Origin of the sequence: Neoroseomonas marina (assembly GCF_012927745.1) — a bacterium.
Taxonomy (GTDB): domain Bacteria; phylum Pseudomonadota; class Alphaproteobacteria; order Acetobacterales; family Acetobacteraceae; genus Neoroseomonas; species Neoroseomonas marina.
In genome coordinates this window covers 56,559-69,668 of record NZ_JABBKX010000009.1, presented here as the reverse complement: position 1 = coordinate 69,668, position 13,110 = coordinate 56,559, and the positions used below count along the sequence as shown (strand labels likewise).

At 68.6% G+C, this 13,110-nt stretch carries 12 protein-coding genes; 5 read left to right on the top strand and 7 right to left on the bottom strand.

What is annotated here, in order from left to right:
- Positions 1 to 12: 12 nt before the first annotated feature.
- The 4 genes from GWK16_RS20740 to GWK16_RS20725 are packed head-to-tail and all read right to left on the bottom strand — an operon-like array spanning position 13 to position 3,929.
- A complete protein-coding gene (locus GWK16_RS20740; protein ID WP_170055886.1) occupies positions 13 to 996 on the bottom strand; it encodes an ABC transporter ATP-binding protein in 984 nt (327 codons plus the stop codon).
- Positions 993 to 1,997, bottom strand: a complete 1,005-nt coding sequence (locus GWK16_RS20735) for an ABC transporter ATP-binding protein (RefSeq protein WP_170055885.1) — start codon at positions 1,995 to 1,997, stop codon at positions 993 to 995. The genes GWK16_RS20740 and GWK16_RS20735 overlap by 4 nt, the downstream gene beginning before the upstream one ends.
- Before the next feature lie 10 nt (positions 1,998 to 2,007).
- Positions 2,008 to 2,958, bottom strand: coding sequence for an ABC transporter permease (locus GWK16_RS20730; protein WP_170055884.1), 951 nt, complete (start codon positions 2,956 to 2,958; stop codon positions 2,008 to 2,010).
- Between the two features lie 2 nt (positions 2,959 to 2,960).
- Entirely contained in the window at positions 2,961 to 3,929 is a 969-nt protein-coding gene (locus tag GWK16_RS20725) for an ABC transporter permease (protein WP_170055883.1), read from the bottom strand.
- A gap of 443 nt (positions 3,930 to 4,372) precedes the next feature.
- Between GWK16_RS20725 and GWK16_RS20720 the strand changes: the two genes are divergently transcribed.
- The 3 genes from GWK16_RS20720 to GWK16_RS20710 all read left to right on the top strand — a co-directional run bounded on the left by GWK16_RS20720 (position 4,373) and on the right by GWK16_RS20710 (position 8,160).
- Complete coding sequence (locus tag GWK16_RS20720) at positions 4,373 to 5,284, top strand: LysR substrate-binding domain-containing protein (protein WP_170055882.1); 912 nt, start codon at positions 4,373 to 4,375, stop codon at positions 5,282 to 5,284.
- A 157-nt stretch (positions 5,285 to 5,441) separates the two neighbouring features.
- The gene (locus tag GWK16_RS20715) at positions 5,442 to 6,797 is read left to right on the top strand and encodes an LLM class flavin-dependent oxidoreductase (protein ID WP_170055881.1); all 1,356 of its coding nucleotides are present in this window, start codon (positions 5,442 to 5,444) and stop codon (positions 6,795 to 6,797) included.
- A gap of 13 nt (positions 6,798 to 6,810) precedes the next feature.
- Positions 6,811 to 8,160, top strand: a complete 1,350-nt coding sequence (locus GWK16_RS20710) for an LLM class flavin-dependent oxidoreductase (RefSeq protein WP_170055880.1) — start codon at positions 6,811 to 6,813, stop codon at positions 8,158 to 8,160.
- A 7-nt stretch (positions 8,161 to 8,167) separates the two neighbouring features.
- Here the strand turns inward: GWK16_RS20710 and GWK16_RS20705 are convergent, their stop codons facing one another.
- The 3 genes from GWK16_RS20705 to GWK16_RS20695 are packed head-to-tail and all read right to left on the bottom strand — an operon-like array spanning position 8,168 to position 11,014.
- Entirely contained in the window at positions 8,168 to 9,334 is a 1,167-nt protein-coding gene (locus GWK16_RS20705; protein ID WP_170055879.1) for an NAD(P)/FAD-dependent oxidoreductase, read from the bottom strand.
- Positions 9,331 to 10,722: an FAD-dependent oxidoreductase gene (locus GWK16_RS25640; RefSeq protein WP_170055878.1), complete on the bottom strand. Its 1,392-nt coding sequence runs from the start codon at positions 10,720 to 10,722 to the stop codon at positions 9,331 to 9,333. The genes GWK16_RS20705 and GWK16_RS25640 overlap by 4 nt, the downstream gene beginning before the upstream one ends.
- Positions 10,715 to 11,014 (bottom strand): (2Fe-2S)-binding protein, encoded by a 300-nt coding sequence (locus tag GWK16_RS20695; protein WP_170055877.1) that lies wholly within the window; start codon positions 11,012 to 11,014, stop codon positions 10,715 to 10,717. The genes GWK16_RS25640 and GWK16_RS20695 overlap by 8 nt, the downstream gene beginning before the upstream one ends.
- Positions 11,015 to 11,288: 274 nt before the next feature.
- Between GWK16_RS20695 and GWK16_RS20690 the strand changes: the two genes are divergently transcribed.
- On the top strand, positions 11,289 to 12,209 hold the full coding sequence (locus tag GWK16_RS20690) for an ABC transporter permease subunit (protein ID WP_170055876.1): 921 nt from the start codon (positions 11,289 to 11,291) through the stop codon (positions 12,207 to 12,209).
- Between the two features lie 14 nt (positions 12,210 to 12,223).
- Positions 12,224 to 13,075: an ABC transporter permease gene (locus tag GWK16_RS20685; protein WP_168042622.1), complete on the top strand. Its 852-nt coding sequence runs from the start codon at positions 12,224 to 12,226 to the stop codon at positions 13,073 to 13,075.
- The last annotated feature ends 35 nt before the right edge of the window (positions 13,076 to 13,110 follow it).

The following is a 13,110-nucleotide window of genomic DNA, read 5'->3' as shown; positions in this document are numbered from 1 at the left end:
GTCTCTCTCCGTTCACGCGGGGTTGTGACATGCCGTGCGGTGGCCTGCCTCCGCCGGCGGCAGCATCGGTTCGATCTCTGCGCAGACGGGCAGGGCCGCGACGCAGCGAGGATGGAAGGGGCAGCCGCTCGGCCGGCGCAGGGCGCTCGGCACTTCGCCCTGCAGGGCGATCCGCGTCTGCGCGGCGCCAGGCCGGGGCACCGGGATCGCACTCATGAGTGCGCGCGTATAGTGATGGCGAGGGCGGGAGAAGATCTCGTCGACCTCGCCGATCTCGACCAGCTTGCCGAGATACATCACCGCGACATGCGTGCTGATGAAGCGGACCGAGCTCAGGTCGTGGGAGATGTAGAGGTAGGCGAGCCTGAGCCGGTCCTGCAGTTCCGCCAGAAGGTTGAGGATCTGCGCCCGCACCGAGACATCGAGGGAGGAGACCGGTTCGTCCAGGATCAGCAGCTTCGGCTCGACCGCGAGCGCCCGTGCGATGCCGACCCGCTGCCGCTGGCCACCGCTGAACTCATGCGGGTAGCGCCAGGCGTGATGCGGCTCCAGGCCGACCATGCGCAGCAGTTCGTCGACGCGCGCTGTCCAGGTCCGCGGCGCCTCGGGGCGATGGACGCGCAGGGGCTCCCGCAGCGTTTCCCCGATGGTCCAACGCGGATTGAGCGAAAGCCAGGGATCCTGGAAGACGTATTGCAGCGACCGGCGGATCGCGAGGATCCGGGCGCGATCACCCTGGCGGAAGATCGGCACGATATCGTCGCCCTCGAAGCGCACCATGCCTTCGGTCGGCTGCACGAGGTTCAGGATCGCGCGTGCCGTCGTCGTCTTGCCGCAGCCCGATTCACCCACGAGGCCGAGGGTCTGTCCGGCAGCGATGCTGAAGGAGACGCCGTCGACGGCGCGGATCTCTGTGCGCTGCCGGGCGCGGAACAGGCGCCGCTCCATCACCGGGTAGGATTTCGACAGCCCTTCGACTTCGAGCAGCGCGCTCATGCCACGATCCCCGGGCTGCCGCGACGGAGGCAGCTGACGATATGGCCCGGCGCGACAGCCGTCTCGACGGGCAGGAGGCGGCGGCACTCGACCTGGGCCTCGGGGCAGCGGTCGTGGAAGCGGCACCCAGATGGCGGGTTCAGGAGGTTGGGTGGCCGCCCCGGGATCGACGGCAGCACCCGACGCGCCGGGCCCGCATAGGAATGGTCGATGCGCGGCATGCTTTCGAGCAGCGCACGCGTATAGGGGTGCTGCGGAGCATTGAAGATCGTGGCGGCATCCGCCGTCTCGCAGACACGCCCGGCATACATGACGGTGATCCGGGTCGCCATGCGCGCGACGACGCCCATGTCGTGCGTGACCAGCACCATGGACATCCGGAAGCGCGCCTGCAACTCGGCCAGCAATTCCAGGATCTGCGCCTGAATCGTGACGTCGAGCGCGGTCGTCGGCTCGTCGGCGAGGACCAGCGAGGGATTGCACAGAAGCGCCCGCGCGATGCCGATGCGTTGCCGCATGCCGCCGCTGAGTTCATGCGGATACTGCCGCAGCCGCGTCGCCGGATCCGAGATGCCGACCAGGCCGAGGAGCTCGATCACCCGGGGCTCGGCATCCCTGCGGCTGGCCTTCTCGTGCCAGGTCAGGATCTCGGTGAGCTGCGCCCCGATGGAATAGATTGGATTGAGCGACGTCGCCGGGTTCTGGAAGATCATGGCGATGCGCCGGCCACGGAGCGCCGCCATCTGCTTGGGCGTGCGCGTCAGCAGGTCCTCGCCGTCGAACAGGATCTGACCGGCGACTGTCCGCGCAGGTGGCGGCACGAGGCGCAGCATGGCGAGGCTCGAGACGGTCTTGCCGCTTCCGGACTCCCCGACGATACCGAGCGTCTCGGCGCGGTTGACGCTGTAGTCGACGCCATCGACCGCGCGCACCACGCCCTCGCGCGTGAAGAAATGGACCTTGAGGTCGCGCACCTCCAGCAGCGGCTGTGCCGCCGCCATGGGCGCCGGGCTACTGGCGGAGGCGAGGGTTGAAGGCATCGGTCAGGCCGTCCGCCAGCAGGTTGAAGCCCAGCACGGTCAGGAAGATCGCGGTGCCCGGGGTCAGCACGGCCCAGGGCGCGACCTTCAGCGCCTCGTAGTTGAAGAAGAGCGACTGGCCCCAGGACACCGCCTTGGGGTCGCCGAAGCCGAGGAAGCTGACCATCGTTTCGGCCAGGATGGCCCCACCGATGCCGAGGGCCACGAGCACGATCAGCGACGGCAAGGCGTTGGGCAGGATGTGGCGCAGCAGGATGTCGCGCTTGCGCGAGCCGATGCAGACCGCCGCCTCGACGAATTCCGCGTGCTTCAGGCGAAGGAACTCCGCCCGCGCCATGCGGGCTATGGGCGGCCACTCGAAGCATCCCAGCAGCACGATGATGGTGATGAGGTTGAGGTTCGGGATGTTCTCGAGCCAGGTGCCCACCACCACGATGCCGAACAGGCGCACCACCGCGAGAATGACGATGAACACCGGGATGACCATGAAGAACTCGGCGAAACGCATCAGAAGCTCGTCGGTCATGCCACCGGCGTAGCCGGCGATGCCGCCGATCGTCACGCCGATCAGGGAGGCGATGGCCATGGCGCCGAGCCCGACCGCAAGCGCGGTTCGGGCGCCGTAGAGCATCCGGCTCAGCACGTCGTAGCCATTGCGGTCGGTTCCGAGCAGGTGGATGGAATCCGGTGCGCGCCGCGCTGCCCCGCGCAGCATCGCCGACTGATCGTTGGGATCGAAGGGGGCCAGCAGCGGGCAGAAGATCGCGATCAGGACGACCAGCGAAACGAGCGTGAGGCCCAGCATGCCGGCGCGGTTGCGCCGGAAGCGATACCAGGACTGGCGCCAGACACCCGGCGGCCTCTGTCGGCTGCCGAGGTTCTCGGCCTGCAGGGTCGCGGCGGGGGTGGCATCGCTGTCCATGGTCAGGCGAGCCGGATACGCGGGTCGATGATGACATAGGCGATGTCGGTCAGCAGCGTCGCCGTCACCAGCATGAAGGTGATGATCATCGTCGCCCCCATGATGAGCGGATAGTCGAGCTGCTGGATCGCCATGATGTAGAGCGCGCCGAGGCCGGGCCAGGTGAAGACAGTCTCGGTCACCGGTGCCGTACCGAGCATCAGGCCGAACAGGATGCCGAGATAGGTCAGCACCGGGATGAAGGCGTTGCGCAGCGCGTGTCCGAAGACCACGCGGCGCTCCGGCAGGCCGGAGGCGCGTGCGGCCGTGATGAAGTCCTGTCGCAGGACATCCACCAGCGAGGCCCGCAGCAGCAGCGTCAGGGTCGCCGTGTTGAAGAAGGCGAGCATCGCGACCGGCAGGACCATGTGCCACAGCCCGTCGATCACCATGCTGTCCATCAGCAGGTTGCGTGTCGAATAGGCGCCGTAGGACGGTAGAATTCCGAGCCAGTAGGAGAAAAGCAGGATCAGAAGGATGCCCAGCAGGAAGCCGGGCAGCGAATGACCCACCATGGCGCCCGCAATCACGCCGAAATCGATGCGGCTGTACTGGCGCGTCGCCGCGAGGACCGAGATGAGGACCGACACCAGCAACGCGATCAGGATCGCCGGGATCTGGATCTTCAGCGTCTCGAGCCCGTAGGTCAGGAGCATCTCGGAGACGGGTAGGTTGTAGATGATGCTGGTGCCGAAATCGAAGCGGATGATCGCGCCCAGCCAGGTGAAGTAGCGGTCCGTCACGCTGCCGCCGAGGCCGTAGTACTGGGTGATGGACTCGATGATCTCGTCCGTGATGCCTGGGCGTTCGGCGAGGAGGATCTCGATCGGATTGCCGATCGCGTTGATCATGGCGAAGAGGATCATGCTCACGCCGATGATCAGGAAGGCGGAGAAGATGAGGCGCCGGAGGATGTAGCGAACCGTTCCCAAGGACCGGATCCTCTTCAGCCGATGTCCGCGGGTGCGGCGCGCAGGGGAACCGAGCGGTGCATCACCGTGGTGGCCTCGGCGCCATGCGACGTGTCGTCATCCGCTCTCTGCTCCTTGCAGTCGGCATATCGGCGGGCTGGACCGCCATCCCCTCGCTCTCACCCTCGGGGATGGCGATCCTCCCGGCGCATCTGTTGGTGCTGGTCGCTGTTGAGGCGCGGGCTGCCGGCGTGCATCGTCGCCTGCGGCAGCGGCAAGAAAGACGGGTCCTGACAATTCGCCTGGTCGGTCACAGCGCGTCCCCCCTGGGGCCTCGGCCGCGTGCGAAGCATTTCTCCCATTGACGCCGGTTGTCCGACGTCAACGGGAGCCTAGGAAGCGCCTGCTATTGCGGTCAAATGCCATATTCAGCATGCTTCATGCGCAGATGTTATGAAGCCGCGATGCAACGTCGTCTGACGCAGCGCCAGGTCGAGGCATTCCGCGCGGTGATGCTGCACGGATCGATCTCCGGCGCCGCCGAGATGCTGGGGCTGACCCAGCCGGCGGTGAGCCGCCTGATGCGCGACATGCAGGATACGCTGCAACTCCGACTGTTCCAGCGCCGCGGCAATCAGATCGCCCCGAATGCCGAGGCAGGCCTGTTGTTCGAGGAGGTTCAGCGCAGCTTCGTCAGCCTCGGCCGCATCGAGCGGACGGCGCACGAGATCAAGCGCGCCTGGCACGGCAGTCTGCGCATCTCGGCGATGGCGGGGCCGGCACATGGCTTCCTGCCGGCCCTTCTGCCGCGCTTCCTGCGGGAGCATCCGGAGACCTATGTCGCCCTGCACAGCCACGTCTCGTCGACCACGCTCGAACGGGTGTCGCTGCGGCAGTTCGACGTCGGCATCGCCTATGCGGGGCCCGAGTATCCCGGGGTGGATGTTGAACTGCTGCCCGGTCTCGAGGCCGTCTGCGCCGTCCCGGCCGGGCATGCGCTCGCCCGCAGGTCGGCCATCGAGATCGAGGATCTGCGGGGCCAGCAATTGCTGAGTCTCGGGTCGAGCAGCCAGATCTCCGCGCGCCTCGATGCCCTGCTGCGGGTTGCGGGCATCGCCGTGCCCGTGCTGGCGGAATCGACGGCTTCGGAGGTTCTGTGCCGGCTGGTGGCGCATGGTGTCGGCCTTGCGTTGGTGGATCCCTTCACCGCCTCCGCGGTGCGCGATCCGGCTGTCGTGATCCGCCGCTTCCGGCCGCGCGTGGACTATGCCGCGGCCCTGGTCTTCCCGGCTGGCGTACCACGCTCCCGCGCCGTCGAGCGCTTCGCCAAGATCGTGCGCGCAGCCGCGACGATGGATCAGCTGCTCGAGGTCTAGCGACCGCGGAGCGCGAGGGCCTTGCGCCTGCGATGCGGCCTATGCATCCTTGTGGCCTCACCCTCCGGCCGCTTCGGCGGCCGTCGCCTCAGTTTGGCAACCAGGCGGCGCTTGGCGTCGCCCTTGGCGCAATGGCGCCGCGTGGAGGGTGGTCTGCATGGCTCGGCGTGGCATGATGAAGCTCGGGATGTCGATGCGCGGCCTGGGGTATCACCCTGCCGCGTGGCGCCATCCTGAGGTGCCGGCGGACGGCACGCTGCGCTTCGACCATTACGCGCACAACGCGCAGATGGCCGAACGCGGGCTGTTCGACATGATCTTCTTCGCGGACGGCATCGGGTTGCGCGAACGCGACGAGCCGCGCGGCTCCCTGGCACGGTCTGGCTACGAGCTGGTCGAGATGGAGCCGCTGACGCTGCTGCCGGCGCTCGCCGTCTTGACCAAGAACATCGGCCTCGTGACCACGGCGTCGACCACCTACAACGAGCCCTATCACGTCGCCCGCAAGTTCGCGACGCTGGACCTGATCAGTGGCGGCCGCGCCGGCTGGAACATCGTTACCTCCTGGTCCGAGGCGGAAGCGAAGAACTTCAACCGCGAGGAGCATCTCGACTACGACACGCGCTACGAGCGCGCTGCCGAGTTCGTCGAAGTGGTCAAGGGCCTGTGGGATTGCTGGGAGCCGGACTCCCTCGTCTATGACAAGGAAGGCGGGCTGTTCTACGACGAGAGGCGGATGCACCTGCTGAACCACCGCGGGAAGCATTTCCAGGTGCGCGGGCCGCTCAACGTCGCTGGCATGCCGCAGGGACGGCCGGTGTTGGTGCAGGCAGGCGCATCGGAACCGGGGCGCGAGATCGCCGCCGCCACGGCCGACGTCGTCTACGCGGCGGCGGATTCCCTCCAGGCCGCCAAGACCTACTATGACGACGTGAAGGGCCGCATGGCCAAACATGGCCGCGACTGGGATGACCTTAAGATCATGCCGGGCGTGCGCACGATCGTCGCGGCGACGCGCGCCGAGGCGCAGGCCAAGTTCGATCGGCTGCAGGACCTGACGGATCCGCTGGTGGGTCTGGCGCGCGTCTATGCCGCGCTCGGCGACCTCACCGGCTTCGACATCGACGGCCCGGTGCCGGAGCCGCAGCGGGAAGCGGAAGTGCGCAGCAGCACCGAGCGCATCATGCAACGCGCGCGGTCCCAGAACCTCACCATCCGGCAGCTCTACAAGCAGATCGTGGGCGGCGGATTCTACCTGATCGGGACGGCCTCCGACGTCGTGGACGGCCTGCAGGAATGGTACGAGGCGGAAGCCTGCGACGGCTTCAACATCCTGCCGCCCTACCTGCCTGGCTGCTGCGACGACTTCGTCGAGTTCATCACGCCCGAGCTCCAGCGCCGCGGCCTGTTCCGCAAGGCCTATGAGGGCAGGACGCTGCGGGAGAATCTCGGCTTGAAGCCGCATGTGAACCGACATGCCGAGGAGCGCGCGCGCTCCGCGGCGGCCGAGTGACGGATAGCCCACGATGACCCAGCGGACGATGAAGCTCGGCCTGAACCTGGTGGCGAACGGCGCGCATGGCGGCGGGTGGCGGATGGCGGATGCGCATCTCGGCGCCGCCATGGACATCCGGATGTGGAAGCGCCTGGCGAAGGAGGCCGAGAAGGCGAAGTTCCACTTCATGTTCTGGGCGGATGGGCTCGCGGTGCGATCCTCTGCCAAGGACGAGGCGCAGCTGAGCTACGACAGCCGCATCGACGTCTTCGAGCCGATGACCCTGCTCTCGGCCCTGTCCGCGGTGACCGAGCGGATGGGCTTCATCGCGACGGCCTCGACCACCTATTACGAGCCCTTTCACCTCGCCCGTTTCTTCGCTTCGCTGGACCACATCACGGAAGGCCGCGTCGGCTGGAACGTGGTGACCTCCTGGTCCGAGCAGGAGGCGCTGAACTTCGGCCGCGAGAAGCACATGGAACATGGCGCGCGCTACCGCCGCGCCGGCGAGTTCGTCGACCTGGTCTTCGGCCTCTGGGACAGCTGGGAGGACGACGCCTTCATCCGCGACAAGGCGAGCGGGCAGTATTTCGATCCGGCGAAGCTGCACATCCCGCATCACCGCGGCGAGCACTTCACGGTACGCGGCCCGCTGAACGCCGCGCGGCCGATCCAGGGCTACCCGGTGATCGCGCAGGCCGGGTCGTCCGGACCGGGACAGGATCTCGCGGGGCGCACGGCCGAACTCATCTACACCATGCAGAAGTCGCGCAAGGAGGCACAGGCCTTCTACAGCAGCGTCAAGAGCCGCTTCGCGGCGCATGGTCGCTCGGCGGAGCATTCCCTCGTCATGCCCGGCATGATGCCGATCATGGGCCGCACCATGCAGGAGGCCCGGGACCGGGCCGAGCAGATGCAGGAGCTGATTCACCCGCAATTGGGCCTCGCGGCGCTGATTCCGTCTTTCGGTGACCTCAGCGGCTACGACCTCGACGACCCGGTGCCGGACCTTCTCTCGGACACCAACAGCGTCAAGAGCGAGCACGCGAAGCTGGCGCGGCAACTGGAAGGGCGGACCATCACCATCCGCGAACTCATCAACCAGCGCTCCGCATCCGGCCACCACGTCATCGTCGGCACGCCGCAGAGCATCGCCGACGAGATGGAGGATTGGTTCGTCAACCGCGGCTGCGACGGGTGGAACATCCTGCCGCCCTTCTTCCCCGGCCCGGTGGAGGAGGTCTTCGAGCTGCTGGTGCCGGAACTGCAGCGGCGCGGCCTGTTCCATACCGAGTACGAAGGCCGGACGCTGCGGGAGAATCTCGGCCTGCCCCGCCCGGCGCATCCCAACGCGCGGGCCAGGACCGTGGCGGCCGAGTAGGCGCGCCTCAGACCGCCTTCTGCTCCTCCACGGCGGTTCCCTCCTTCGCGCCCCATTGCAGGGTGCCGGCGGTGGCGAAGCGGTCGGGCTGGAAGGCGCCGATCGGCAGTGCTGTCGCGCCCTGCATCACCAGGTCGGCCACGATCACGCCGCAGATCGGGCCGAGCTGGAAGCCGTGGCCCGAGTAACCGAAGGAGTGCACCAGCGTCGGGTCGTTCGGGCTCGGCCCGATATAGGGGATGGCGTCGGGCGTATTGCCCTCGAGCCCCGTCCAGTTGCGCACGATCGGCACGCGCGCGAGGTGCGGGAAGGCGTCGATGACCGGCTTCATGTTGCCTGGCAGGCCGGCATAGAGCACGTCGGACTCACCGGCCTCCATGTCGACGCGGCCCTCGTAGCCGCCGCCGATCACCACGGTGCCGTTCTGCATCTGCTTCAGGGAAAGCTTCTTCCTCACATGCCCGATCACGGGCCCGAGGAAGCGCGGTACGCGCGCCGTGACGGTCATGGTCGCGGCCTTCATGCGCACCGGCATGGTCTCGCCGAGCATCGCGGCGATCCGTTCGCCCCAGCCGCCGGCGCAGTTCACCAGGCTTGGCGCCGAGAAGCGGCCGGCTGTGGTCGCCACCGTCCAGCCGTCGCCGTCGCGGTCGATGCCCAGCACCTCGGTCCGCTCGAGGTAGCGCGCGCCAAGGCTTTCCGCCCGGCGACGGAAGGCCGCGGTGGTCACCAGCGGATTCCCGAAGCCATCGTCGCGCGCAATGATGCCGCCGACGACGGCATTGGAGACGCTCGGCACCAGGCGCTTCACTTCGGCGCGGTCGATCGGTTCCTCGAAATCATAGCCGAGGCTCCGCGTGGTGGCCGCGCGCTCGACCGTCCAGGCGAGGTCGGCCTCCGTCTCGGCCAGCAGCAGATGTCCGCAGGGCGAGAAGCCGCAATCGTCGCCGAGCAGTTCCGGCAAGCGTCGCCACAGCGCGAGCGATTCCATCGCCAGTGGCAGCTCCGCCCGGTGCCGTCGCAGCCGGCGCACGCCCCCGGCGCTCGCGCCCGAGGCATGGCGCGCGACATGGTTGCGTTCGATCACCAGGGGACGACGCCCGCGCGCCGCCAACTGGTAGGCGGTTGAACTGCCGTGCAGCCCGCCGCCGATGATGATGACGTCCTCAGTCATGGCGTGGACTCCGTCTCCAGGGCCGCGAGGTCGCCGATGGTCAGCCGGCGCAGGGGCGGACGCGCGCGGGGCGGCATGACGTCTTCTTCCGTCTGGCCGGTGGCGTCGGCGACGATCCGCGCCAGCGTCTGGCCGCATTGCCGGCCTTGGCATGGACCCATGGCGCAGCGGGTCACCGCCTTCACTTGGTTTGGGTCGCGGCAGCCATCCGCGATTGCGGCACGGATGTCGGCTGCCGTGATGTCCTCGCATCGACAGATCGTGGTGTCGTCGTCCAGGAAGGCGAGGCCGTCGGGCGGCGGATACATGGCGTCGAGGAGGGACCGCAGCCCCGCATGCCGTTCGATCGCCGCCTGCTCGGGCGCGGCGTGGCGATCGCGTTCGGCACGATCGAGGACGTCGAGCCGATGCGCGGCATCCAGCGCCGCAAGCCGCCCCGCATGCACGGCGGCCTCCGCGCCCAGGATGCGTGCGCCATCGCCCGCGACGGCGATCGCGTCCAGCCCGGTGGCGCCGAACGCGTCGGCGTCCGGGCGCCAGCAGCGCTGCCGCGGGTCCCAGCGGTGCGGCAGCCGCAACATGCGGGTCAGCACGATGTTCGGCACGACGCCGGCATGCACAAGCAGCACGCCGGCCGGAATGCGCTCGGCGCGCTCGCCCTGCCGGACCTCGACGGCTTCGAGGCGATCGGTCCCGATCGCGCGCAGCCCCGTGACGCCCGGGATGCGGCGGACGTCGCTTCGGCGGAGCTCCGCCATCATCGACAGGCCCTTTCGGAGCAGCGGCAGGCATCCGAACGCGCCTGCCAGATGCGGCAGCCCGCGCTGCCAGGCGCCAGGCGGCGTGAGATCCGCCACGGCCGCGATGCGCGCCCCCGCCCGCAGGTACTGTACGGCCACCAGCAGCAGCAGCGGTCCGGTGCCGGCCAGCACCACGGGACCATCGGGGATCGCGCCGCTGTCCTTGAGCAGGATCTGCCCCGCCCCGGCGGTCATGACGCCCGGCAGCGTCCAGCCGGGGAAGGGGAGGCTCCGTTCCATGCAGCCCGTCGCGAGCAGCACCCGTCGCGGCCTCAGCCACCGCGCCTGCCCGTCGATGGTCACGCCGATGCTGCCATCCCGATCGACGGCCCACACCGAAGCGTTCGGGCAATAGGTGGAGCCGGAGCTTCGGAACGCCTCCACCAGACCCGTGCCGCGGCGGTAGTCGGCATCGAGGACCGTGGTGCCGCCGAGCGGGCTGCGCGTCACGGCGTGGTAGACGATCCCGCCAGGCGCCGCGCGCTCATCGAGCAGCGTGACGCTAAGACCGCGCGCGGCGGCCTCGGTGGCGGCGGCGAGCCCGGCGGGCCCGGCGCCGACGATGGCGAGATCGGGCCGGTCAGTCATGGGCCGTCTCCGCGGCCAGCAATTGCCGACGCACCACCATGCCCGCGCGCACTGTGGTGAGGCAGGCCTGCACGCCAGGGGCGCCGTCGACCTCGACAAGGCATTCGTAGCAATGGCCGATCATGCAATAGGCGGCGCGTGGCGCGCCGGCGACGGTGCTTGCGCGCATCGGCACCGCGCCACCGGTCAGCATCGCCGCAGCGAGGCTGACGCCCGCCGGAACGGCGAGGCGTTCGCCGTCGAGTGAGATCTCCACCTGCTCGGCCGTGACGCCGGCCATCTGCCTGAACATGCACCCTCCTCGCGCCCGCAAGGGCCTGGGCGCGCATCGGCGCGCCGGCAGCGGCGAAGGGCGGCGCGCCGCCCCGAGGGTGAGAGCGCGAATGATGCACACCGCGCCGCGCCTGCGCAACGTGCTGCACCGCATAACATCCAGGCATGGACACTGCGCAATTCGGCATTTGACGCTGAATTCGGCGTGTCCCTAGGCTTTCCGCTGAATCCGAAGGATCGCCCGCGGGTGTCCAGAGCCCGCATCGCACCTTCCTCTGCCGGAGGAACTGCGCGTGCTGGACTACATCGCCTACCGCGTTGCCGTGCTGATTCCGACGCTGCTGGCGGTGTCGCTCGCCGTCTTCCTCGTGTTGCACCTGGTGCCCGGCGATCCCGCGCGCAACGCCGCCGGCCCCGATGCGGCGGAGGAAGACATCGAGCTGATCCGCGAGCAGTTCGGCCTCGACCAGCCGCTCTGGCGCCAATACGGCATCTATCTCGGCAATATCGTGCGCGGCGATCTCGGGGAGAGCTTCCGAACGCGGCGCCCGGTCCTCGACGAGATCGTGCGCCGCATGCCCGCGACGCTGGAACTCGCCGGCTTCGCGATGCTGTTCGCCGTCGTCGTCGGCGTCGCGCTCGGCGTGGTCGCGAGCATGCGGCCCAACTCGGCGATCGACAGTGCCGTGAACGGGCTGTCGGCGCTCGGAATCTCCGCGCCAGTGTTCTTCCTCGGTCTGCTGCTGATGCTCTTGTTCTCCGCACGGCTGCAATGGCTGCCGCCAAGCGGGCGCGGGACCATGGCGCATCTGGTGCTGCCGACCATTACGCTCGGCCTGCCTTATGTCGCGACCTTCGCCCGCGTCGCGCGCTCGACCATGCTCGACGTACTGTCGGAGGACTACATCCGCACCGCGCGCGCCAAGGGGCTGGTCTGGCGCAGAGTGGTCTGGCGCCATGCGCTCATCAACGCGGCGGTGCCGCTGGTGACGCTGCTCGGCGTCTATTTCGGGCGGCTGCTGGGCGGGGCGGTGATCGTCGAGACGATCTTCGCCTGGCCCGGGCTCGGGCGCCTGATGGTCGACGGCATCATCCAGCGCGACATCAACCTGGTGCAGGGCTGCATCCTGTTCTTCGCCACCGCCATCGTGCTGGTGAACCTGGTCGTGGATCTTCTCTACTCGGTCCTCGACCCGCGGATCGCGCGCGGCTGAGGGGGCAGGGGGGGATGATCGCCTTCCTTCGCTTCCTTCTGCTCACCGGGCGCTGGTTCGCCCTGCTCGGCGTCGGGGTCATCGCGCTGTTCCTGCTGGCCGCGGTCTGCGCACCGCTGTTCTTCAGCTGGGAGGAAGCGACGCGGGTGAATCTCGGCGACGCCCTTGCCGCACCCTCCGCGGCCCTTCCGCTCGGCGCGGACGAGATGGGGCGCAGCATGGTCGCGCGGCTCGTCTGGGGCGCGCGGGTCTCGCTGCTCGTCGCCGGGCTGAGCGTCGGGGTGGCGCTGATCGCCGGCCTCGTCATCGGCGGCCTCTGCGGTTTCTACGAGAACCGCCTGACCTTCGTCACCATGCGGGCGATGGATGCGATCATCAGTTTCCCGCGCATCCTGGTCGCGATCATGCTGATCACCATCCTCGGGCCGGGGATCGTCAGCCTGACGCTGGCGATCGCCATCTCCTCGGTGCCGGTCTTCGCGCGGCTGTTCCGCGGGCCCGTGCTGTCGCTGAAGAAGCGGGACTATGTCGTCGCGGCGCGCTCCCTCGGTGCAGGGGATGGCCGGCTCCTGTTCCGCCACGTCATGCCCAATCTCACGGCGCTGATCGTCGTGCAGGGCAGCATCTCGCTCGCCGAGGCGGTGCTGATCGCCTCGGGGCTGAGCTTCCTCGGCCTCGGGCCGCAGCCGCCGGTGCCGGAATGGGGGGCGATGATCGCGCAGTCGCGCTCGCACCTGATGAGCACGCCGCATGTCGTCCTGGCGCCGGGCATCGCGCTGTTCGTCTTCGTGCTGGCCCTGAACCTGGTGGGAGACGGGCTCAGGGATTTCAGTGACCCGCGTGCCAGCGGCACCGGAGGGCGCTGACAATGGCGTCGACAGGACACCACACAAGGAGGCTG